The organism is Thauera aminoaromatica (assembly GCF_000021765.1).
Taxonomy (GTDB): Bacteria; Pseudomonadota; Gammaproteobacteria; order Burkholderiales; family Rhodocyclaceae; genus Thauera; species Thauera aminoaromatica.
In genome coordinates this window covers 2,110,782-2,133,357 of record NC_011662.2, presented here as the reverse complement: position 1 = coordinate 2,133,357, position 22,576 = coordinate 2,110,782, and the positions used below count along the sequence as shown (strand labels likewise).

At 71.4% G+C, this 22,576-nt stretch carries 22 protein-coding genes and 3 tRNA genes; 23 read left to right on the top strand and 2 right to left on the bottom strand.

Annotated features, from left to right (window positions below; all coding sequences use genetic code 11):
* Nucleotides 1-68: 68 nt before the first annotated feature.
* The 6 genes from TMZ1T_RS09370 to TMZ1T_RS09345 all read left to right on the top strand — a co-directional run bounded on the left by TMZ1T_RS09370 (nt 69) and on the right by TMZ1T_RS09345 (nt 2,408).
* The gene (locus TMZ1T_RS09370; RefSeq protein ID WP_004311660.1) at nt 69-527 is read left to right on the top strand and encodes a hemerythrin domain-containing protein; all 459 of its coding nucleotides are present in this window, start codon (nt 69-71) and stop codon (nt 525-527) included.
* Nucleotides 524-742 (top strand): DUF2249 domain-containing protein, encoded by a 219-nt coding sequence (locus TMZ1T_RS09365; RefSeq protein ID WP_004362914.1) that lies wholly within the window; start codon nt 524-526, stop codon nt 740-742. Before TMZ1T_RS09370 ends, TMZ1T_RS09365 begins: the two co-directional genes overlap by 4 nt.
* Nucleotides 739-2,037 carry a hypothetical protein gene (locus TMZ1T_RS09360; RefSeq protein WP_004311663.1) on the top strand — a complete coding sequence of 433 codons (1,299 nt, stop codon included), beginning with the start codon at nt 739-741 and terminating at the stop codon, nt 2,035-2,037. The genes TMZ1T_RS09365 and TMZ1T_RS09360 overlap by 4 nt, the downstream gene beginning before the upstream one ends.
* A gap of 71 nt (nt 2,038-2,108) precedes the next feature.
* Nucleotides 2,109-2,185, top strand: a tRNA-Pro gene (locus TMZ1T_RS09355).
* Between the two features lie 27 nt (nt 2,186-2,212).
* Nucleotides 2,213-2,289: transfer RNA gene (locus tag TMZ1T_RS09350), tRNA-Arg, on the top strand.
* A 43-nt stretch (nt 2,290-2,332) separates the two neighbouring features.
* Nucleotides 2,333-2,408 (top strand) — tRNA-His (locus TMZ1T_RS09345).
* Between the two features lie 154 nt (nt 2,409-2,562).
* Here the strand turns inward: TMZ1T_RS09345 and ypfH are convergent.
* Entirely contained in the window at nt 2,563-3,183 is a 621-nt protein-coding gene (gene ypfH / locus TMZ1T_RS09340; RefSeq protein WP_004311665.1) for an esterase, read from the bottom strand.
* A 9-nt stretch (nt 3,184-3,192) separates the two neighbouring features.
* Nucleotides 3,193-4,020, bottom strand: a complete 828-nt coding sequence (locus tag TMZ1T_RS09335) for a dioxygenase family protein (protein WP_004311667.1) — start codon at nt 4,018-4,020, stop codon at nt 3,193-3,195.
* A gap of 279 nt (nt 4,021-4,299) precedes the next feature.
* On the opposite strand from TMZ1T_RS09335, the gene TMZ1T_RS09330 reads away from it, so the two are divergent.
* From TMZ1T_RS09330 to TMZ1T_RS09260, 17 genes are all read left to right on the top strand, one after another.
* Nucleotides 4,300-5,199 (top strand): LysR family transcriptional regulator, encoded by a 900-nt coding sequence (locus tag TMZ1T_RS09330; RefSeq protein WP_012585237.1) that lies wholly within the window; start codon nt 4,300-4,302, stop codon nt 5,197-5,199.
* 117 nt (nt 5,200-5,316) lie between these two features.
* Nucleotides 5,317-6,006 (top strand): glutathione S-transferase family protein, encoded by a 690-nt coding sequence (locus TMZ1T_RS21415; RefSeq protein ID WP_222702385.1) that lies wholly within the window; start codon nt 5,317-5,319, stop codon nt 6,004-6,006.
* Between the two features lie 89 nt (nt 6,007-6,095).
* Nucleotides 6,096-6,692, top strand: coding sequence for a DUF4255 domain-containing protein (locus TMZ1T_RS09325; protein ID WP_012585236.1), 597 nt, complete (start codon nt 6,096-6,098; stop codon nt 6,690-6,692).
* On the top strand, nt 6,689-7,456 hold the full coding sequence (locus TMZ1T_RS09320) for a hypothetical protein (protein WP_004311671.1): 768 nt from the start codon (nt 6,689-6,691) through the stop codon (nt 7,454-7,456). The genes TMZ1T_RS09325 and TMZ1T_RS09320 overlap by 4 nt, the downstream gene beginning before the upstream one ends.
* Nucleotides 7,457-7,500: 44 nt before the next feature.
* On the top strand, nt 7,501-9,675 hold the full coding sequence (locus tag TMZ1T_RS09315; RefSeq protein ID WP_004311672.1) for a phage tail sheath family protein: 2,175 nt from the start codon (nt 7,501-7,503) through the stop codon (nt 9,673-9,675).
* A gap of 17 nt (nt 9,676-9,692) precedes the next feature.
* Complete coding sequence (locus TMZ1T_RS09310) at nt 9,693-10,151, top strand: phage tail protein (protein WP_004311674.1); 459 nt, start codon at nt 9,693-9,695, stop codon at nt 10,149-10,151.
* Between the two features lie 4 nt (nt 10,152-10,155).
* On the top strand, nt 10,156-11,763 hold the full coding sequence (locus TMZ1T_RS09305) for a hypothetical protein (protein ID WP_012585235.1): 1,608 nt from the start codon (nt 10,156-10,158) through the stop codon (nt 11,761-11,763).
* On the top strand, nt 11,756-12,220 hold the full coding sequence (locus tag TMZ1T_RS09300; protein ID WP_004323182.1) for a phage tail protein: 465 nt from the start codon (nt 11,756-11,758) through the stop codon (nt 12,218-12,220). The genes TMZ1T_RS09305 and TMZ1T_RS09300 overlap by 8 nt, the downstream gene beginning before the upstream one ends.
* A 14-nt stretch (nt 12,221-12,234) precedes the next feature.
* Nucleotides 12,235-12,954, top strand: coding sequence for a CIS tube protein (locus TMZ1T_RS09295; RefSeq protein WP_004323179.1), 720 nt, complete (start codon nt 12,235-12,237; stop codon nt 12,952-12,954).
* The gene (locus TMZ1T_RS21315; RefSeq protein ID WP_004323177.1) at nt 12,954-13,118 is read left to right on the top strand and encodes a hypothetical protein; all 165 of its coding nucleotides are present in this window, start codon (nt 12,954-12,956) and stop codon (nt 13,116-13,118) included. Before TMZ1T_RS09295 ends, TMZ1T_RS21315 begins: the two co-directional genes overlap by 1 nt.
* Entirely contained in the window at nt 13,105-14,154 is a 1,050-nt protein-coding gene (locus TMZ1T_RS09290) for a phage late control D family protein (protein WP_012585234.1), read from the top strand. The genes TMZ1T_RS21315 and TMZ1T_RS09290 overlap by 14 nt, the downstream gene beginning before the upstream one ends.
* Nucleotides 14,155-14,167: 13 nt before the next feature.
* Nucleotides 14,168-14,806: a phage baseplate assembly protein V gene (locus tag TMZ1T_RS09285; protein ID WP_004323175.1), complete on the top strand. Its 639-nt coding sequence runs from the start codon at nt 14,168-14,170 to the stop codon at nt 14,804-14,806.
* Nucleotides 14,800-16,452, top strand: coding sequence for a hypothetical protein (locus TMZ1T_RS09280; RefSeq protein WP_004323174.1), 1,653 nt, complete (start codon nt 14,800-14,802; stop codon nt 16,450-16,452). The genes TMZ1T_RS09285 and TMZ1T_RS09280 overlap by 7 nt, the downstream gene beginning before the upstream one ends.
* A gap of 19 nt (nt 16,453-16,471) precedes the next feature.
* Nucleotides 16,472-16,861 (top strand): GPW/gp25 family protein, encoded by a 390-nt coding sequence (locus TMZ1T_RS09275; RefSeq protein WP_004323173.1) that lies wholly within the window; start codon nt 16,472-16,474, stop codon nt 16,859-16,861.
* A gap of 117 nt (nt 16,862-16,978) precedes the next feature.
* The gene (locus tag TMZ1T_RS09270; RefSeq protein ID WP_012585233.1) at nt 16,979-19,171 is read left to right on the top strand and encodes a putative baseplate assembly protein; all 2,193 of its coding nucleotides are present in this window, start codon (nt 16,979-16,981) and stop codon (nt 19,169-19,171) included.
* A gap of 14 nt (nt 19,172-19,185) precedes the next feature.
* Entirely contained in the window at nt 19,186-21,615 is a 2,430-nt protein-coding gene (locus tag TMZ1T_RS09265; RefSeq protein WP_012585232.1) for a hypothetical protein, read from the top strand.
* 22 nt (nt 21,616-21,637) lie between these two features.
* Nucleotides 21,638-22,576, top strand: a complete 939-nt coding sequence (locus TMZ1T_RS09260) for a hypothetical protein (RefSeq protein ID WP_004323132.1) — start codon at nt 21,638-21,640, stop codon at nt 22,574-22,576.

Here is a 22,576-nt window from a genome sequence, read left to right as displayed (position 1 = left end):
GACCTGCATCAATGCCGTTTGTCGCCCCCTGCGGAGAATTCGATACACCCGCCAGAGAGGAGACTCCGATGAATACCATTTCCGAACTCATGACCCACGACCACCGCGACTGCGACGGCATCTTCGCCCGCGCCGAGGAGCTCGCCTCCGACGGCGACTGGGCCGACGCTGCCGAAGCGCTGAAGAAGTTCGCGGACGCGCTCAACGCCCACTTCGACGCCGAGGAGAGCACCCTCTTTCCCGCCTTCGAGCAGGCGACGGGCATGACGCAAGGTCCCACCATGGTGATGCGCCATGAACACCAGAACATGCGCGACACCCTGGCCGCCCTGCAGTACGCCCTCGACAAGCAGGACGCCGACGACTTCGCCGGCGAGGCCGAGACGCTGCTGATCATGATGCAGCAGCACAACATGAAAGAAGAGAGCGTGATCTACCCGATGCTCGACAGCCGCCTGCCCGGCGACGAGCAGGAGCGCCTGTCGGCCTCGGTCGGCAAGCACCTCGGCGAGGCCCGCGCAGCATGAGCGGACGTGTCGTCGATGCCCGCGGCCTCGAGCCGCCCGAGCCCTTCGAGCGTGCCATGGAGGGCCTGATGGCCCTCGGCAAGGACGAGGAAATGCTGCTCATCCTCGACCGCATGCCGCACCCGCTGCTACGCATCCTCGATCGCGACGGCTACCGCCACGCCGAGGCCTTCCGCGACGACGGCGCGGTCGAGATCCGGATCCGCCAGCGATGATGGGGCCGGGCCTCTCCTACGACGACACGCCGCCGTTCTCGGCACCGATCCGCTTCTTCCTCACCGCCCCGCTGTTCGGCGTGGCGGCGGGGCTGACGCTGATCTTTGGCGGCGAGATCCTCGTCTCGCGGTGGACGCCCGGCGCACTCGCCATCACGCACCTCTTCGCCGCCGGCTTCATGTTGCAGGTGATGCTCGGCGCGTTGCTGCAGGTCATGCCGGTGGTGGCGGGCGCGAGCATGCCCGCGCCGCTGCGCATCGCCGGCATCACTCACCTGGCGATGGCGCTCGGCGCCGCGGGGCTCGCCTTCGGACTGGGTGCCGGCGCACCCGGCGTCCTGCTCGGCGGCGCCGTGCTGCTCGTGGGCGGACTCTTCGTGTTCCTCTCCGCCGCCGCGCTGGGCCTCAGCCGCGGCGCACGCACGGGCAACAACACCCGCACCCCGCGCGATCTGCGCATGGCCTTCGCCGGCCTCGTCGTCACCGCGGTCCTCGGCTTCAGCCTGGTGCTCGTGCTCACGCGCGGCGTCGCCCTGCCGGTGCCGCTGCCGACCGTGGTGAACCTGCACGCCGGCTGGGGCTGGATGGGCTGGGCCGCAGTGCTGCTCGCCGCCGCGAGCTGGGTCGTGGTACCGATGTTCCAGATCACCGCTGCCTACCCGCAGCGCTTCACCACGCTGTGGGCACCGGCGGTCACCGCCACCCTCGTGTTGTGGACCCTCGCCGAGTATCTCGCAATCGATGCCGCGCGCTTCATCGCCATCCTCGCACTCGGGCTGCTCGGCGCCGGCTACGCGGGCACCACGCTGTACCTGCAGGCACACTCGCGGCGCAGCAAGCCCGACACGCCCTTCCTCGCCTTCCGCGAGGCTATGTACTCGGCGCTCGCCGGCGTCCTGGTGCTGGCGATCTCGCTGTGGTCCGACGCCGACTGCTGGCCGATCCTCGCCGGCGTGCTGATCCTGCACGGCGGTTTCGGCGGCACCATCACCGCGATGCTCTACAAGATCGTGCCCTTCCTCGCCTGGCTGCACCTCACCCAGGCCGGGCTGAAGGCACCGAACATGAAGAAGCTGCTGCCCGACACCCCGATCCGCCGCCAGCTGCGCGTGCGCACCACGAGTCTCGCCACGCTCTGCGTCGCGGTCTTCGTGCCGGTGCTCGCCCCGCTCGCCGGCGTCGTGCTGGCGGTCGAGTTCGGTTGGCTCTTCGCCAACCTGCTGCGTGTGGTGCGCGCCCGCCGCGATGCAGCGAAAAACGCCGGGCCGCGCCCCGGAAGCCACGCCAGCGCGTGATTCCGGTTTTTTTTGCGACGCGCGAATTTTGTTTGACGAACGAAAAAGGCATCTGTATAGTTCGCGGCTCTCGGGGTGTAGCGCAGTCCGGTAGCGCGCTTGCTTTGGGAGCAAGATGTCGGGGGTTCGAATCCCTCCACCCCGACCAGCTCACATCCCGACTGCCCGCCGGAAGCTGCCCGTAGCTCAATTGGATAGAGCACCGGCCTTCTAAGCCGGGGGTTGCAGGTTCGATCCCTGCCGGGCAGGCCAGGAAAAGTTTTTCGGGATTCCGGTTTTCCGGGGTCCCACAGTGGCGGCATTAGCTCAGTTGGTAGAGCACTGGATTGTGGCTCCAGGTGTCACCGGTTCGATTCCGGTATGTCGCCCCATCGATTCGATGTCCCGACGGGACCCGGCCAACGTCGGAAGAGTCCCGAAAGGTACGCTGCAAGCATGAAAACCCACCCGAAGCGGTGGGTTTTTTCGTTTCCGGACACGCTGTTCGCTACCGCATCCATGCCCCATGGAGCAGCGCCGGGCCACTCAGGCAGCCAAGGCCTTCACGCGACCGGCGACGCGAGCATCCACACCATGCCCCAGATCCGGGAAGAACTCGACGCTGACGGCCGCACCGAGCGCCTGCATCGTCTCGGCGGCCATCAGGCTGTAGCGCGCATCGATCACCGGATCCTGCTCGCCGTGCAGCAGATGCACCTGCGTGTTCGCCGGCGCCATGCGCGGTGGCAAGGCAAAGCGGCCGGCGATCGAGATGACGCGCGCGGCGACCGTTTCCGGCAACTGGGTGGACTCCAGCGCCATGATCGCACCCTGCGAGAAGCCGACCAGCGTGGTGGCGGCGGCATCCACCCCTGCCCTCGCCTGCCAGTCGCGCACCAGGCGCACGAACGATGGCATGGCCTCGGCGATACGCGCCGGGCGGCTGTCCTCGGTCACCCCGCGTACCGAGAACCACTGCCAGCCGCCGCCCAGGTCGCTGGGGTCGGGTGAGCGCACGCTGACCACCCAGGCGCCCGGGTCGGCCTCGGCGAGCAGGCGGCCGAGCGGCACGAGATCCTCGGGGCGTGATCCCACACCATGGAAAAGCAGGATCAAGCGCGCCGCCGGGGCGGACGCTTGTTGAACGATGAGATCCTGATCGGACATGGTCGCGCCTCAGTCGGCCAATGCCTGGTTTGCGTCGGCACCCTTCATCGCGGCGAGGTCGGCACCGAACAGGAAGGAATCCATCGACAGCACGCCATGCACGATGCCCCCTTCGATGACGCTCGCGGGCACGGCCTGCGCCGCCGCGCCGGCGGCCACCAGCAGCGGCAGGTAATGCTCGGCGGTGGGATGCGCACGGCGGGCGTGCGGTGCGATCTCGAGCGCCTGGCGCAGGCGCGGGTGGTCGCCCGCCAGCACCGCGTCACGCACCCAGTGCGCGAACTCCGCTGCATAGGCTTGGGCGCGTGGATCACCGAGGCGGAACTCGTACAGGTTGTGGGTCAGGCTGCCCGAGCCCACGATCAGCACGCCTTCGCCGGCCAGCGGCGCGAGCACCCGCCCGTAGTCGTAGGCGCCATCGGCGTCGAGCCATTCCGGCAGCGATACCTGAAACACCGGGATGTCGGCCTTGGGGTAAAGGTGCGACAGGGGCACCCAGGCACCGTGGTCGAGGCCGCGATCGGCATTCGGGGTGGCGGGCAGACCCGCCGCCTGCAGCAGTTCGAGCGCACGGCGCGCAGCGAGATGGGCGCCTTCGGCCGGGTACTGCAGCGTGTAGAGGGTCGCATCGAAGCCGCCGAAATCGTGGATGGTCGCGGGCCGAAGCGACAGCGTGACCTGCGGCTGGCGCGTCATCCAGTGCGGCGACGCCACCAGCACCGCGTGCGGACGCGGCAGCCGGCGGCCGAGCGTGGCGAGATTCGCGCCGGCGAGGCCGGGGTCGAGCGCGAAGGTGGGCGCGCCGTGCGAGACGAACAGGGTAGGCAGCATTTGCATCAGAGGTCTCCAGGCGGACGGCGATGACGCGGGCCGACCGGCCGCTGTCGTGCCGGGCCCCCGGGGGCCCGGATACGCAGCGCGTGCGCGGCCCAGCCGGCGTAGGTGGGCAACAGGCGCTCGAGCGGGCGAGGCGTCATGGTGTTTCTCCGCGGGTTCCGTCGCCTTGTGCGGGTCTGGCGTCCTGTTGCGATGAACTGACCATGGCAACACTTTACGGGCCATCGCGATTGAGATAAACAGCCATCCAGACGAGAAACTGTTCCACATGAAGAGACAATGGACCGATTTGTCGAGATGCAGACCTTCTGCGCGGTGGTCGATGCCGGCAGCTTCGTGGGCGCGGCCGAGGCGCTCGGCTTGTCGAAGGCGACCGCCTCGCGCTATGTGGGCGAACTGGAGACGCGACTCGGTGTGCGCCTGCTCCACCGCACCACCCGGCGCCTGTCATTGACCGAGGACGGCGAACGCTTCTACGCCCGCAGCCGGGAAGTGCTCGCCGGGCTCGAGGAAGCGGAAGCCGAGCTGCATTCGCGCAGTGGCGCGGCACGCGGGCTGTTGCGCATCAACGCCCCGGTCACCTTCGGCATCCGGCACCTCGCGCCCCTGTGGGGCGCGTTCCGGGACCTGCACCCGCAGGTGCGGCTCGAGGTGACGCTGGCGGACCGTACCGTCGATCTCGTCGAGGAAGGCTTCGATATCGCGATCCGGATCGCTGCGCTGCCCAGTTCCACCCTCGTCTGCCGGCAGCTCGCCCGCACGCGCATCGTGCTGTGCGCCGCGCCCGCCTATCTGGCAGCCCATGGCGCGCCCCGGCTGCCGGCAGACCTCGCCAGCCACACGGTCATCGCCTACAGCTACTGGTCCGGAGGCGACGAGTGGCAGTTCGACGGACCGGACGGGCGCGTGAGCGTGCGCACGAGACCCGCCGTACACACCAACAGCGGCGACACCTGCCGCGCGATGGCACTCGCCGGCCAAGGGGTGATCCTGCAGCCCGGATTCCTGGTCGCCGAAGATCTGGCGGCGGGCGCGCTGGTGGAGCTGATGCCCGCATATCGATCCGTCACGCTCGGCATCTATGCTCTGTACCCGACGCGCAAGTTCGTCCCGCCCAAGGTGCGCGCGCTGGTCGACTTCCTCGCCGAACGCTTCGCCGCGCCGCCGCCGGGCTGGTGAGGCCGCGCAGATCGCCGCGGTCGTTGCGCTCGGCGGAACAGTCCATCCGCCGGACAGGGCTGGGCCTTCAGCGGAGAACTCGGCAACGACCTCGACGACGTCAAGGCTGCGCATCACATGCACGAGTTGTACCCCCGCGCGGACCCGGCCTACACGGGACGTGCAACCGTGCCCGTACTGCGGGACCGGTCGCGCCACACCATCGTCAAGAACGAGTCTGCCGACATCCTGCAGATCCTGAACAGCGATTTCGGCGCCCTGGCACACAACGACATCGACCTGCGCCCCCTCTCCGCCGATCCGAACATGATGGCCTACCTGCGCCGCTTGCTGGCGCTGCCCGCGTTTGCCGGCAGCACGCGAGCCGATCACATCAAGGCCGGGTATTACTCCATCCGGGCGCTGAACCCGACGGGCATCGTGCCGGCAGGGCCGCTCCTCGACGATCTCTGCGCGGGCAGCCTTAGTGCGCTTCCCCGAGCACGGCGCGATGACGCCCTGCCTTTTGGTCCGGGCCGCCGCCGGGTCCGGCAAGCGGCTCGAGCAGGATCGTCAAGCCGCCCAGGGCGAAACCGACGTCACCGTGCGCCTGCAGCCTCGGCTCGGGGCCCGGCTTGCTCAGGTCGCCTGGCGCAGCACCGGCGGAGCCGGTTGAAGCTTCGCGCGGCCGCGGCGCGACACCTTCCCGGCCGTGGGCACGAACGCCCGCCCGGATGCAGGTCCCGGCCGGGCGAGGCCGCTCTGAAAACATTTACTTACATTTCGTCCTTTAGCGCGCTTCGCGCGATGTGCCACGTTTCAGAGTGAATCGCAGAACAGGCCGGTCCCTTCCTGATCGGTGATCTGCACCCGGCAACGCCGTCCCCCCAAGGCTCCGGCCTCGAAGCGAGGTAAGCGTGGCGTCGCATCTCGGAATCCTGTCGGCCTTGCGGGCATTGCGGGAACGCTTGGCGATCCGCATGGCCGTGCGCCTCGGCGGCAACCCGCAAGTCGAGATCCTGGGTTCGCAGACGCTCGCCGGCAAGCCGCAGGCCAACACCGACACGCTGGGGCTCTATCTGCATCGCATCTCGGTCGATCCCTTCAGCCGCAACCGCCACCTTCCGCCGCAGCCGGGACGCCACCTTCCCCGCCCGGAACTTCCGGTCAATCTGCACGTGCTGCTGGTGGCCTGGTGCACGCACACCGAGCAGGAGATCGAATACCTCGCCGCCGCGATCCAGATCATCGGCGCCGGGCTCGTGCTCGAGAGCGCCGACATGAGCCTCGCGGATCCGGACTGGGGGTCCGAGGACGTTGTGCAGGTGCTCCCGGAGGAGATGAGCACCGAGGACCTGATGCGGCTGTGGGACAGCCTGCCGGACGACTACCGGCTGTCCGCCCCCTACCTGGTAAAGACCGTGCGTCTCGCCCCCGATCTCGAGCGCGAGGAGGGACCGCCGGTGAAGACCCTCGTCTTCCCGATGCACGTGCCCGACGGGAGCGCGCGATGATCGTCGAGACCCTCGTGCTGCATGCCAGCGACTTCATCGAATGGGAAGACGCGAGCGGCGCCCAAGGGGGAGCACGGCGGCCGGTGTGCGTGCGCGCGTTCCGCATCCAGTTCGACGACGCGCCGGCCGATCTCGAGCTGGTCCACAAGAACACCGGCACGGCCCTGTGGCGCCGCGTGCCGGCCGGGCTGCGGCAGGTGATCGACGGTGAAGCGGACGCGGGGGCACTGCAGCCTCCGGACGAGCCGCTCTATGCGCTCAGCGGAGCACTGCTCGACCCCGCGGGGCACTACCTGCCGCGTCGTTTCGCGCTCGATGCCGGTCGCCGCACCGCTCACAAGCTGCGGCTGTACCGCTCGCCGCTCGGCACGCGCTTCGGTCGCGCTGGCGGGCTCGTCGGACGCACCGCACTCGAGGACGGCAGCGCGGTGCCCTGGGCCCTGCTCGCGCTCCGCGTGACCCCGCCGCTGGCCCCCCCCTTCGACTTTGTCGCCCAGAGCGACGCGCGCGGCGAGTTCCGGCTGGCGCTCGAGCGGCTCCCGGCGCTCACCAAGGACGCCCCGGCGGCGAGCTACCCCGGCCTGCTGGAGGTGCGCGCCGCCGCCGCCGGCACCAACCCCGACACCCTCCCCGTCGCGCGCATCCGCGGCAACGGCAGCGGCGACGGCGCATTCAAGACACAACTCGTGGTGGACATTGCGCCCGGGCGCATCGCCACCCTGGCCAGCCCGGGACGGGAAGCCCTCGTCCTGCGGTTTCCCTGACCCGCCGGGTGGACAGGCCTCACCGGCAACGAAGGAGAAGCGACATGCCCGAGTACCTCGCTCCAGGCGTCTTTGTCGAAGAGACGAGCTTCCGCAACAAATCCATCGAGGGGGTCGGCACCAGCGTCGCCGCGCTGGTGGGCCCCACCCGCAGCGGCCCGCTCCGCGGTCTCCCCGAGGTGCTGACGAGCTACGCGGACTTCGAACGCATCTACGGCGACGCGCACGACCTGGCCTTCGGCGCGGACGGCGAGGCCGTGCTCAACCACACCGCGCACGCGGCGCGCGCCTTCTTCGACAACGGCGGCAAGCAGCTCTTCGTCGCCCGCGTCATGCAGGGCGTCAACGGCCTCGCGGCGGACGCGGCCGGCGTGTGGCCCGGTGCCGCCATGAAGGCCGACGCCGGAAACACGCTGAGGTTCTTCAGCCGCTTTCCGGGCCGGATGGGACGGTACACCCTCGAGCTGCGCTGGCGCGACAGCGAGAACCTGCTGCGCAGCGAGACCGCGGCAAGTGCCCGCGCAGGCGCGCTCTACTTCCTCGAGGCGCGGGGCGTGTCGCTCGCCGCGAAGGCAGCCGGTCCGATCGACGACGCGGCCTTCCCGGTCGACCTGCGGGCCATCGTCCGGCTCGACGGCGCCAACCTGGCGATCCAGGACGGGCGCGCCACGATCGTGTCGAGGGCCGACGAGGATGCCCCCGCGGCGCTCGCGGCAAACCAGATCACCAGCCTGATCCCGGCCCAGCTGCCCGCCGGCGCGAGGCTCACCCGCGTGTTCGCGCGTCCGCCCGCATCCGGCGCACTGGCGGCGGGCACGCCGGCCGAATTGCGCCTGGCCGAGGTCGTCGATCTCGCCGCCTTCACCGGCGGTGCGGGCTGGGGCAGCCGCAAGGCAGTGCGCGGCACACTGAATGCCGCGGGCGAGGTCTTCACGGCCACACCCGCGCTCAATCCGGGCCTCGCCGAAGCCGTCACGCTGCCCCTCGCCGCACTCGCCGCGGCGCCCGGTGCCGCGCGCGCGCTGTTCGTGCTGCGCAGCTTCGACGTCGATGTGCGCAACGGCGGCAAGGACGGCGAAGTGATCCGCACCTACCCCGGCCTGACGACCGCCGCCACGGGGCCGACCAGCCTCGCCGCCGGGCTTGCGGTCACACCCGACCGTCGCGCCGAGGCGCTGAGCTCGCCGGTCGCCTGCCGCCTCGCCGCGAACGCGACCGATGACGCGATCCTCGCCGCGCTGCTGTCCATCTGTGCCCCCGCCGCGCGCGACCCGGGCGAGGCCTCGCTCGACGAACCGCGCTACCTGATCGAGCTCGAGGGCGGCAGCGACGGCGACGAGCCGGGCGCGATCGACTACGCCGGCGAAGCCGACGAGACCAAGGGCAGCACCGGACTGAAGGCGCTCGAGGACGTCGAGGACGTCGCCATCGTGATGACGCCCGCAGCCGCGGGCAGCGCCGAGGACGTGCACAAGGCGGTCGTCATGGAGGTGCAGAAGCACTGCCGGCGCATGCGCTACCGCATCGGCATCGTGGACGCGCGCGCCGGGCAGAGCCTCGGCGAGCTGCGCGCCTTCGCCGGCAACTTCGACGACTCCCGCCTCGCGCTCTACCACCCCTGGGTGGTGATCCCCGACCCGACCCGCACCCGGCGCGACATCACGGTGCCGCCCGCCGGCTTCATCGCCGGCGTGTATGCGCGCACCGATGTCGACCGCGGCGTGCACAAGGCGCCCGCGAACGAGATCGTCATGGGTGCGCTGCGCTTCGACCAGCAGATCAACGCCTTCCAGCAGGAGCTCCTCAATCCGAACGGCATCAACTGCCTGCGCTCCTTCGCCGGACGCGGCCACCGCGTGTGGGGCGGACGCACGCTCTCCAGCGATCCCGAATGGAAGTACGTCAACGTGCGGCGCTACTTCCTCTATCTCGAGCGCTCGATCGAGAAATCCACCCAGTGGGCGGTGTTCGAGCCGAACGGCGAGGCACTGTGGGCCAACATCCGTTCCAGCGTGGAGGACTTCCTCTTCGCCGAATGGCGCAACGGTCGCCTGCTGGGCGCCACGCCGAAGGAGGCCTTCTTCGTGCGCTGTGACCGCTCGACGATGACCCAGAACGACATCGACAACGGCCGCATGGTGTGCCTCGTCGGCGTCGCCGCGCTCAAGCCCGCCGAATTCGTCATCTTCCGCATCGGTCAGAAGACCGCCGACGCCTGAGACAAGGAGAGATCGTCATGGCCGTGTTTCGCGAAACCCCGTATTCGGCATTCAACTTCCTCGTCGACCTCGAACCCGGGCAAGGCGAAGAGGTGCAGGCCGGCTTCTCCGAGGTCTCGGGCCTCAACGCCGAGATCACGGTCGCCGAGTACCGTGCCGGAAACGACCGCGTGAATTACGTGCGCAAGGTACCCGGCATCCACAAGGCGGGAGACGTGACCCTCAAGCGCGGCGTGATCGGCGCGCAGAACCTCTACGAGTGGCTCGAGCTCGGGCGCACCGGCAAGCTCGCCCAGGTCAAGCGCGACATCGTCGTCAAGCTGCAATCCGAGGATCGCGCCGGCACCGTGGTGAGCTGGAAGCTGCGCGGCGCGATGCCGATCAAGTGGACCGGCCCGACGCTCACCGCCAAGGGCGGCGGCGACATCGCCATCGAGGAACTGGTCCTCTCGGTCGAGACCATCGAGCAGGAGTGAGGCGGTGCTGCTCGCCGACAAGCGCATCGAGCTCGATGCACGTCCCACGGCGCGGCGGCTGGCGCCGGTCGAGGTCGTGCTGATCGGCCATTGCCCCTCGCTCGACGGGCGTGCGCGCTGGGACAGGCTCGCGCGCGACCCCGCCGTGCTCGGCGAGATCGCGGCGCTGGGCTTCGGCGCGGAGGTCGAGCGCCTGCGCGCCCTCGCGGCGGGCGCCACCGCGGGCGAAGCCGGCGACGAGGCCTTGCTCGCCCTGTATCGGCTGCCGATCCCGATCCGCTCGCTCGGCCACTTCCAGGTGCTCTTCCCCGAGGCCTTCGCGGTCGCTTGCGGCTACCGCAGCACCCTGGCGGGCGATGCGGCGTGGCTGCCGATGGCGGTGCAGGATTTCTTCGCCACCGACGAGCGCGGCTTCGAGGACACGCGCGCGCTGTGGGTGATCCGTGTGCCCGAGGCCGAGGGCTTCGCCGCCTTCCTGCCACGCCCCGACGCGAGCCTGGCCGAGCCCGCCGGGCTGGGCGCCTTCGAACGCGCGCTGCTGGTGGAGCGCGCCGGCATCCTCGCGCTCCCCGACCTCGAGCGGCTGCTGATCCCGCACGCCCTGCCGGACCTGCCGCGCGTGCGCCTGGCCAACCCCGAGCCCGCGTTCCTGCCCTGCGGCACCGAAGTCGACGACACCCATCGCGAGCGCCGCCGCGCGGGCGAGCGTCCGCCCGCTGAAACGCCCCGCGTGCCCGCCGACATCGTCCCGCCCATCCTGCGCACGCTGGCGCGGCTGCGTCCGGACGTGCAGTGCCTGCTGACCCTGCCGCTGGACCACCAGCCGCAGGACGAGCTGCCCGCGCCCGCGCGCGGCTTCCTCGCCCACGTCGCCCGCATCGTCGGCGACGCCGGCGCGGAACCCGCGGGCGAAGCGGACGACGCTCCGCACGCCGAGCTGGCCGGCAAGCTGCGCCATCTGCAGCTGCTGTGGCCCTACCTGCGCAGCGCGGACCGCCCGCTGGCACCGGCCTGCGGGCTGATCGCCGGCATGCAGGCCGCGGTCTCGCTCCGGTACGGCGCCTGGCGCTCGATCGCCGGGCGCCCGCTGCCCGGCAAGGCGCTGCCGTGGCCGCCACCGACGCAGCAAGCGGCCACCGCCCTGCGCGCAACGCCCGGCGCGACCGTGGTGCTGACGCGCGCGGGCCGGCTGCAGGTGGACGACGAGGCCTTATGCGTGCCCTGCCTGCCCGGCGCCGACCTGCAGCGCATGACGAAGGCGCAACGCGGGCTGGAGCACTGGCGTTCGGCCGAGGTGATGCGCTTCATGGGCTGGCTGCGGCGCGAGCTGCAGGCCCTGGGCGAGCGGCTGCTGTTCGACACCGATCCGGGCGACCCGCGGCCCGAGCTCGCCCTGCGCGGCTTTTTCGGGCGCCTGCACGAGGCCGGCGCCTTGCGCGGCGCGCAGCCCGAGCACGCCTACCGCATCCGCGAATTGCCGGCCGTCGATTCCGCGATCGCGTTCGAGATCGAGATCGCGCCGGCCTACCCGATCGACCACCTGCGCCTGACCTTCCTGCACGACCGCCACGCGGCCGTGACGGAAACCCGCATCGAGGCCATCGATGGCTGACTCCGCCGGCGAATTCATCCCCTTCCGCTTCCGCGTCGCGCTCTACGACGGCGAAGGCGGCCGGCTGCTGTGCCGCGGCGCCTTCAGCGAGGTCAGCGGCCTGGAGGCCACCATGGCGCCCAAGACCCTGCGGGAAGGCGGGCGCAACTGGGGCGAGGTGCAGCTCGCCGGCCCCACGAGCTTCGCGCCCGTCATCCTCAAGCGCGGCATCACCGAGGTGGCGGACCTGTGGAACTGGTTCGACGTGAGCACGCGCCAGTCTAACCATGCCTTGCGCCTGTCCGGCACGATCGACGTCTATCACCCGCAGGACCCCGACAAGCCGCTGCTGCGCTGGCGGATCACGAACGCCCTGCCGACCCGCTTCAAGGGCCCCGACCTGTCCTCCACCGCGAGCCAGGTCGCGATCGAGGAGCTTCAGCTCGTACACGAAGGGCTGGAGCTCGAGCGCGGCTGAATGGAGACGACGACATGCCTGCCCCGCAGATCGCCCGTGCCAAGCTGATCCCGATGAACGGCGACCAGGTCGAGACCGACGAATCGAAGCACATCGACGTCCAGTTCAACCCTGCGACGCTGCGCGTGACCCTGTCGAACACGCTGAAGGCCGACAACCGGGCAGGCAGCGGCGGCAGCGGCGCGGCGGCGCAATACATCGACAAGAGCGAATCGACCCTCGCGGTCGAGCTCGTGTTCGACACCAGCGTGGCCGCGAAGCTCGGCTCCGACGCCCGGGCGAATCGCGAGACGGTCGCCGCCGACAGCGACGTGAGGACGCTCACCAAACGTATCGCCGAAACCTTCATGAAGCCGCAGGACGCCGGGTCGAACCGCCCGCGGGCCCCCGGGCGCTGCCGTTTCCAGTGGGGCAGCTTCCAGTTCACCGGAATGCTGTCGAGCTACTCGGAGACCCTCGACTTCTTCGCGCCCGAGGGCATCCCGTTGCGCGCCACCCTGGCCCTCACCTTCAAGGAGGACCGCTACCAGTTCGCGCTCGACCCCACGGTGCGTGCAGACGCACGCCCGATGCCCGGCTTCGCTGCCGGCGGCGAAGGCCGTGATGCCGCGAGTGCCGCGCAGTCTGCCGGCCGCGATCCGCGCGACTGGCGCGTCATCGCCGAACTCAACCGCCTCGACAACCCGCGCTTCACCGTTCCGGGCGCCTTGCTGATTCCGACTGGAGGCACCTGATGCCGCTGATCATCGACGAACTCGTCGCCGAGGTGCAGGCCGAGCCGAACCCCGCGCAAGCTTCGGCCACCGAGGCGCGCCCACCGGCCGGTCCGCCCGGCGACACCCTGCTCGACCTGCTTGCCCTGGCCGGCGAACGGGAGGCTCGCCTTGCCATCGACTAGCGCCGCGCTCCTCAGCGTCCGTCCGCGCATGCGCGTCGATGGAGACGACCGCCCCGCGCTCGGCACCGCGGTGCAGGCGCTCTCGGTGCATCTGCCCGCGAGCGGCATGGCGAGCGCCGAGGCGCGCGTGGTCAATTGGGCCGCGGGGGAAGGCGCGGCACCGGACTTCGCGTTCCAGGATCTGCGCCTGGGCAGCAGCATCGAGATCCTCCTCGGGGAGCACGCCAGCGGCGCCGTCTTCGTTGGCGAGATCACCGCGCTGGAGGAGCGTTACGGCGACGGCGCGCCGCAACTCGTGATCCTCGCCGAGGATGCGCTGCACCGGCTGGCGCGCCGGCGCGCCAGCCGGGTGTTCGAGAACCGTGGCCTGGCCGCGGTCGTCCGTGCGATCGCCGACGACGCCGGACTGCAGGCCGACGTAGGCATCGAGGTCGGCAGTGCGGACTGGCTGCAGCACAACGAAAGCGACCTCGCCTTCCTGCTGCGCGTGCTGGGCCCGCACGACATCCCGCTGCGCATCCAGGACGGGCGCCTGCACGCGCGCGCCGAGGAGGCGGACCCGGACCCGGTCCGCATCGACGCCGGAGCGAACGCGCGCCGCATCCGCATCATCGCCGACCTCAACCAGCAGCCACGGGAAGTGCTCGCACACGGCTACAACCTCGCCACCGACTCCAGCACCCAGGGCAGCAGCGCCGCACTCGCGCCCGCCCCCCCCGGACGCAGCGCCGCGACGACGCTGGCCGAGCTCGGCTGGGAGGGGCGCTCGCCACGCCCCCACCCCTTCCCGCGCACCCAGGCCGAGGCCGAATCGCTCGCGCGTGGCGCGTTCCGCCGCGATGCACGACGCTTCCTCCACGGCGAGATCGTCTGCACCGGCACGCCCGAGCTGGGAGTCGGGCGCGAGCTCGAACTCACCGGGGTATCGCCGCGGCTCGCCGGACGTTACCGCATCGCCGAGTGCTGGCATCACTTCGACAACACCCAGGGCCTGTCGACACGACTGCGCGTCGAACGGCCGGACTGGACCCCCTGAGGAAGCGCCCGCCATGTCGCGCCATAGCCCCGGTCCGCTGCAGGAACTGCACCTCGGCGTCGTCCTCGACAACGACGACCCGGAAGACCGCGGTCGCGTGAAGCTGCACCTGGCGGCGACCGGCCTGGAGACCTGGGCCGCCGTGATGGTGCCGAGCGCGGGCGGCGGCTACGGCGTCAGCCTCCTGCCACGCGTGGGCGAACAGGTCGTGGTCGCCTTCGTCGGTCCCGACCTGCCGATCGTGCTCGGCGCGGTGTGGAGCGGTGGCGCCAGCCAGCCCGAGGACGCGCGCCCGGTCGACGAACGCTACCTCGTGCAGAGCCCTGCCGGCCTGAAGGTTCTGCTCGACGACCGGCAGCCGAGCGTGACGATCGAGACCCCGGCCGGAAACCGCCTCGTGATCACCGACCAGGGCGGCGGCAAGGTCACGATCGAACAGGGCGGCGAGCGGGTGGACATCGCGCCGGGCACGGTCAAGCTCACCGGCTCGGGGATCGTCAGCATCGAGGCCGCCCAGGTCACGATCTCCGCCGGCCTGGTCAAGGTCGACGCCGGCCTGAGCAAGTTCTCCGGCGTCGTGCAGTGCGACACGCTGATCAGCAACGCGGTGGTGTCGACGAGCTATTCGCCGGGAGCGGGGAACCTATGGTGAGCATCGATTCCGCCCTGCGCGCCGAGCGCCCGATGCGTCCCGCCCGCGGCGCCCCCTCCGCGGCTCCCCACCAGCCGCAGGTCATCGCCCCCTTCTTCGCCGGCGAAGGCGAGGGGCTGACCCTGCATCGCTACTTCGACGAGGACTTCGTCGCGCGTTTCCTCAACGACGCCCAGGCTGGCCGGCTCACCGGGACTGCCGCGCAGCCATGGTTCCGCGCCGACCGTTTCGGCCGCTTCGGCGCCGAGCCGACCCTGCGCCTGCCCCTGCACCGCTGCTTCTACCTCGTGTGCGCCGAGGTGCGCTGCATGGCCGCAGGCGGCCCCGCCTTCGATCCGCGCAAGATCCTCGGCGCCGGCCTCGTGGTGCGCCGGGTAGCGGCCGACGGCTCGGCGCAGCGCTGGATGATCGCCGACGGCCAGCCATTGGGCTGGCGCGACGGCAGGATCCCCGATCACGACCCCGACGACGTGCACCGCCTCCGCGCGCGCGGGCTGCTGCCGGTGCGCTTCCCCGAACCGCCCTATTCCGGAGAGGAGGTCGCCCCCCTGCACACGCTGCTGGCGACCCGCCGCGACGCACGCGGAGTCGAGCGCAAGCACACCCTGCTGTGGGGCTACCTGCCGCTCTCGGGCAGCGCCCGCGTGCAGGCCGAGGCGCCGCTGCCGCAGACCGACGGCGGCGACGCCCCCGACTTCGGGCTGGAGCATGCATGGCCGCTCGGCACCCGCGACGCCAGGCCCTGGGTGGACGGCGACGGCCTCGTCGTCACCGAGGGTGTCGCCAGCGTCGGCTTCGTCGAGCTGCTGCAGACCCTGGTCGCGCAGTTCCGCATCGACGACGCCACCGACCCCGACAACGCCGGCCTCCGCACCCTGCTCGGCCAGATGCGCTTCCACCACTTCGAGGTCCGCCTCGTCGAGGGCGAAGGCTTCCCGCAACGGGTGCCGGTGTTCGGCGACACGGCACTCGAATGGCTGGACCGCAGCGCGGCGGCCCTGGTCGAGTTCTTCGCCCGCATCGACCGCGGCGAGTTCGTCGCCGGCCGCACCGCGCTGCCCGACGGCACGGGCGGAAGCCGCAAGGACCGCCTGCTGCTCTCCGAACAGCAGGCCGAGAACCTGCGCAGCCTGGTCGGGCTGCGCCTGGCGCGCGCCCAGGTGCGCTTCGACGACGGCCTGCCCATGCCGCGCTACGGCCAGGGCGACGACGACCGCTTCACCGCCCTGCCCTTCATCCGCTGGCACGACGAGTGCGGTTGCGAGCGCGTCGCCTGGGGCCCGGCCAGCCACGTCTTCCGCGTCGCCTCGCCCTTCGACCCCGAGGCGCAGCGTCCGACCACGGTGGTCCTGCCCGCGCTCGACGACCTCAAGCGCGGGCTTCCGCGCGGCGTGGCGATGCTGGCGCCCAAGTCGCTCGCCGACGTGCTGCGCAAGATCAGTCCGGACGCCGACATGAAGGGCGACGGCCCGGGCAACCGCAGCGGCGCGTGCTGGAGCTTCAGCTTCAGCCTGCCGGCGATCACGCTGTGCGCGACCATGCTGCTGATGGTCGTGATCAACCTGCTGAACCTCTTCCTCGGCTGGCTGCCGCGGGTATTCCTCGCGCTGCCGCGCCTGTGCCTGAAGGCGCTCCGGGGCAAGTGAGACCAACGAGGAGACCGCGATGCCGACCCCGGAGTCCCTGCTCACGAGCTTCCCCCTCCTCGCCAGCCCGGTCGCTGGTGGCCGCCAGCACTGGCAGACCGGCAACGCGAGCGTGCGCGAAGTGATGCTCAACATCCTGCTGACCCGCCCCGGCGAGCGCCTGATGCGGCCCGAGTTCGGCGCCGGCATCCGCAGCTTCATCCACCACCCCAACAACGAGACCACGCGCGCGCTGATCGCCGACGCCGCGCTGCGCGCGCTGCGGCGCTGGGAACCGCGCGTGAGCATCGAGGCGGTGCGCGCCGTGGCCGACCCCGAGCGCCTGTCGCAGGTGAACCTCGAGGTGCGCTACCGGCTGCTTGCCGACGAGCGGCGCGAGACGCTGCAACTGGCGCTGGACCTGGGATGACTGCCATGCACGCCGCACGCCGGTCGATCGCCCCCACCCCGTCTCGACGCCGCCAGGCGAAGGGTGCTGCCTTCGCCCACGCCCGCCGCGCACCCGAATCCTGAGGGAACCGAACAAATGTCGCCCCCCAAGCCGTTCCCCGTCCCCGACCTTGACGACCGCCGCTTCGACGAACTCGTCGCCGAACTGCAGGCACGCCTCGCGCGCCACGTGCCGGAACTCGCCCCGCTCGCGCCCGGCGACCCGGTGTTCGCGCTGGTGGATCTGTTCGCCTGGCTCACCGAAACCATCCTTTATCGCGCCAACCGCATTCCGGACCGCCAGCGCCTGGCCTTCCTCAACCTGCTGCAGATTCCCCTGCGCCCGGCACGCCCGGCGAGCGGCATCGTCAGCATCGACTCGACCGCGCACGCGCTGCCGCTGCCGATTCCACCCGAGGCGCTGCTCAAGGCGGGGACGACGAGTTTCTCGACCATTGGCGAGGTGCAGCCCACGCCACTCACCCTGCGCATCGTCGTCAAGCGCAGGCTCGACGAGGCCGCGCTTGCCGCCGAGGGCATCAGCCTCGACCAGTTGCGCGCGCAGTACGGGGTAGAGCCGGCCGCCTTCCGGCCGGTGACGCTGCACCCCGGGCGCGACCGGCCGAGCGCAGCCGGGACCTGCGACGGCGCACTGCATCTGGGCATCTGCCTCGCCAGACCAGCCCCGGCGACGCAGGCCGAACGCGTGCGCCGGGCGCTCGGTGGCGTCCTCCTGAACGTCGGGCTGGCGCCGGACACGGAGCTGGAGGGCGGGCTCGCCACCGGCCTGCGTGCGCGCAGGCTGACGTGGGAGCTGGCATGGTGGCCCGACCCCGAAGATGCACCGCAAAGGGTGCAGTACCTCCCGCTCGAAGTCGTCGCCGACAGTTCGGCGGGCGGACGCAGGACCGGCGTCGCACGTCTCCGCCTGCCGCGCGACGCGGAGATGCTGCGCGCGACGAGCGCCCTCGATCCCCAGTTCGCCGGACTCGGCGACACGCCGCCCGAGGCACCCGCCGACCTGCGCCCCGATCAGCTTCTGTTCTGGCTGCGCCTGTCCTGCGCGGAGGAGGCCGATCTCACGCTCGGCTACCTCGGCCTCAACGCGGTCGAGGTGATCGGCCAGGGCATCGCGCGCGACGTCCTGCTCGGCGCCGGCACCGGCCGTCCCGACCAGCGCCTCGAACTGCCCGACCCGGACGTGGATGAGCGCAGCGTCGAGATCGAGGTGGAGGCCCGACGCGCCTTTCGCGCCTGGACCCGGGTCGCCCATTTCGCCGGCAGCGGTCCCGACGACACCGTCTTCGTCGTCGACTCCGCCGACCGCAGCGTGCACTTCGGCGACGGCGTCCGCGGCATGCGTCCGCCCGCCGGGGCCCGCATCCGCGCCGCCTTCTACCGCCACGGCGGCGGCAGCGGCGGAAACCTTCCACCCGGCAGCATCCGGGAACTCCATGGCGCGAGCGAAAAGCTCGCGGTACGCCACGAGTGGCCGACCCGCGGCGGCGTCGACGCCGAGTCGCTGGACGAAGCCGAGCGCCGCATCCCGGCCTTCCTGTCCCACCGCGACCGGGCAGTCACGGCGGAGGACTTCGCCGTGCTCGCGCGCGACAACCCGATCAACCCGGTCGCGCGCGCCGAGGCCGTGGCAGGATTCTTCCCCGGCGCAAGCCTCGCCGCGGTGCGGCGCAACGTCCCCGGCGTCGTCAGCGTATTCGTGATGCCGCCGGCACCGCAGGCGATGGCGGCCGCACCGCGTCCGAACGCCGGGCTGCTCGCGGACGTGCACGCGTACCTCTCGGCGCGCTGCATGCTCGGCACCGAGCTCTACGTGCTTTCGCCACGCTTCGTACCGATCGCGCTCGCACTCTCGCTCGAGGTGGTCGATCCGACGAGCGAGCAGCAGGTCCATGCGGAGGTCGAGCGCGCCCTGCTGCGCTACCTGTGGGCCTTGCCGCCGGGTGGGCCGCGCGGTGCGGGCTGGCCACGCGGCAAGGCCGTCGAGATCAACGAGCTGCGCACCCAGGCCGGGCGCGTCGAGGGCGTGGAGGCGGTCAATGCGCTGCGCCTCTTCTACCGGACGACGGAGCAGGACCCGCCGAGCTGGCGCGAGCTCACCGGTGCGCAGGCACTTACGCTGCTCGACTTCGAACTCCCCGAGCTGATGGCGGTCTCCATCCGCCCCGGCGAGGACCGCCCCGCCCCGCCGCGCGGCTTCGGACCCGAGGCGGGCGCGGCAGCGGACGGCCCGCGCCCGGTGCCGGTACCGGTGATTCCGGATCTGTGCTGATCGAGGCCACGTCCATGAACAGCAACGGCACCCGCTTCCTGCTCCTCGACGGCGCGGCCGACTTCCACAACACAAGCCGGCAATGCAGCTGGGACCACGAGCAGCGCGCCTTCACGCTGACCCGCCAGGACGCCCCGCGCCTGCCACGCCTGGCGGCCGCGCGCGCACGCGAGCGCCTGCTCGCGGCGACGCCCTGGATGCTCGACGAGCACGGCCAGCTCGGTCGCCTGTCGGACGACGGCCTGCGCCTGGAGTGCGCGCCGTCCTGGCCGCCACGCACCTGGCAGCCGGTGCGCGCCACGCTCGACGAAACGCACGCCGATGCCTCCGCCCTCGAGGTGCTGGTGCTCGATCCGGTCGATGCGCCGGCGGGCCGCTTCACCGACCTCGCCTTCGGCGGCAGCGGCCTGGTCGTGCTGCCGTGGAGCGACGGTGGCGTACAGCATGGTCTCACCGCGGTGCATCTGCGCCGGCGCTGGCAGGCCCGCTGCGCGCTGCCCTTCGCGCCGCGCCGCGCCTGGGTCGAGGCCGCCAGCGGCACCGACCGCGTGTGGCTGCTCGGCGAGACGCAGCTGGGCCTCGCCGTGGGGGCGCCCCTGCCGCAGCCCTACCGCGGCCGCCCCGAGCGCTTCGAGCCGCTGCAGACCAATCCCGATCCGCTGCGCCTGGCGTGGACGCTGGCCCTGCCGCCCCACGGCGGGCTGCTCGGGCTGTGCACCGACGAAGACCATCTCTTCGTGCTCGGCGAAACCCCCGACAGCACGGCGGACGCCCCGCGCATGCAGATCTTCATGCGTGCGCTCGGCGCCGCACCGGGCGAGGGCTTCGACATCCGGCGCCTGCCGGACGGGCTGCCGCTCGCGACCGACCTCGCCGCGGCCGGCGAGGGCCGGCTCCTGCTCCTGCCGCCCATCGACGAAGGCGCGGAACCTGGAACGCGGCGCGACTGCCCGCTCATCTCCTTGCGCGAGGACGCGCCCACCGCAGAGTTGGTGCCCGAGCGCTGGCCGCGCCGTCCCGCCGCAGCGCTGCCCGCCGCGGACCGCTTCGTGCGACACCGCGACGGCCGGCCACGCGCCCTGAGCGCAGACGGCCCGGTCCGGCTCTACCGCCTCGCGCAGGCCCGCTTCGCGCCCAACGGCACGGTCACGCTGAGCACGCCGCTCGACTCGGCGATGCCCGACACGCTGTGGGACCGCATCTTCATCGACGCCTGCATCCCCCCCGGCTGCCGGATCGATTTCGCCGTGCAGGCAGGCGACGACCGCGAGAACCTGCCCGCGGAGTGGATCGCGCAGCCGCAGCCGGTGCTGACCGCGGTGTCGTCGGAGCTACCCTTCGCGTCCGGGCGCGCACCCGGGAGTGGGGATCACGCAGATCGTTCCGGCCTGTTCGAGCTGCTGATCCAGCGCGCCAGCGGCGCGGTGCGCGAGGTGCGCGGGCGCTACCTGCGCCTGCGCATCACGATGCACGGCGACGGCCGCCACAGCCCGGCGATCTTCGCGCTGCGCGTGCAGTACCCGCGCTTCTCCTGGCAGACCCACTACCTCCCCGAGCATTTCCAGCAGCAGGAGCGTCCGCTCGCGAGCGCGGAGGCCAACCAGGCAGAGGCGAACGGCGCCGACTTCCGCGAGCGTCTGCTGGCGAGTTTCGAGGGTCTGCTGACCCCGATCGAGGACCGCATCGCCGCAGCCGAGATCCTGCTCGACCCCGCGGTCGCGCCCGTGGCGCACCTGCCCGGCCTCGCCGCGATGCTCGGCACCACGCTGCCGCCCCACTGGCCGGAAGCACGCCGCCGGCGCTGGCTGGGCGCGCAGGGCATGCTTCAGCAGAGCCACGGCAGCTACCGCGGCCTGCTGCTCGCGCTCGACATCCTCACCGATGGAGCGGTGGCGCGGGGCGCGGTGATCCCGGTCGAGCACTTCCGCCTGCGCCGCACGATGGCGACGATCCTCGGTGTGGACATGGATGACCGCGACCACCCGCTGACCCTGGGCACCGGTCTTTCCGGCAACAGCCTCGTCGGTGACAGCCTGATCCTGTCCGACGACCTCGCCCGCGAGTTCCTCGCCCTCTTCGCCCCGGAGGTTGCCGAAGCGAAGGGCGAGGCCGCGGTGGTCGAACGCTTCTTCGAAGAAGCCGCGCGGCGCATGACGGTGATCCTGCACGGACCGGCGCGACGGCTCGCAGCCGTCGTGCGCGACGCCCTGCCCGCGCTCGTGCCCGCGACCGTGCAATGGGCGATCCGCAGCAGCGAGCACCCCTTCGTGCCGGGTCTGTCGCCGCTGCTGGGCATCGACACCTGGCTGGAAGCCTCGCCACCAGCGCGGCCCGTGGTGCTCGACCGCACACGGCTGGGTCGCGGTGACCTGCTGCACAACCCGGTCGCCCTCGACCCCGAGCACGCCGTGCCGATCGACGCGACCGTCCTGGACGCACCGTGAAGGACAACACAGGAGAAGGGCCATGAGCGAGCCCGACGACAAGCGCGACACGAGCCTCGCCAGCGACGGCCGCTTCGAGGAAATGCTGAAGCGCGTAAACTACGCACCCGGCATGCTGCTCGGCATCGAGGCGACGCTTGCCGAACAGGATTACCACCGCCGCCGCGCCACCCGCCACGGCTACTGGCTGCATGGCGCCGGCACCGTCGCGGGTCTGCGCGTGAGCCTGCAGTCGAAGGATCCCGGCAACGACACCGAAAACGTGCGCGTGCGCCTGGTGGTGAGCCCCGGGATCGGCGTCGACGGCCTCGGACGCGAGCTGAGCGTGGCCGAGCCCTACTGCGTCGATCTCGGCGCCTGGCTCACCACCCAGCACGAGGAGCCCGAGCGCTGGAACGCGCTGATCCGCGACGGCTACGCCGCAGACGACAACCTGCTGTGGCTCAAGGTCACGATGCGCTACCAGGACTGCGCGAGCGGCCTGCAGCCGGTGCTCGCAACCGAGCTCAACGCGGGCACCGATCCGGTGCAGCCGAGCCGCGTCGCCGACTGCGTGCTGTTCGAGCTCGTCGCCGAGCGCCCCGACGACGCTCCGGCCGAGGAGCACCTCTTTGCCGCCCACGCACGCATCCGCCCCTACGACGAGATCGAGGACAAGCTGGGCGAGCGCGAACGCGCCCAGGTCGAGGCCGCCACCGGCGGCGCGCGCGCGCAGCTCGAGCTCGGCGCCCGCCTGCTGCATTCGCTAGGCGACGACAACCGGGCCCTGGTCGCACGCCAGGCCTTCCTGACCGACCCGGCCGCACTCGCTCGCACCCTGCTCGCGCGCATTGCGATCCGCCTCGCGCCGCCCGCGCCCGATCCCGACCTGATCGTCAATCCGCGCCGAATCGAGATCGACAACCTCGTGCGCCCCTTCCTCTTCAACGCCGTCGCGCTTGCTCGCCTGATCCGCGCCTAA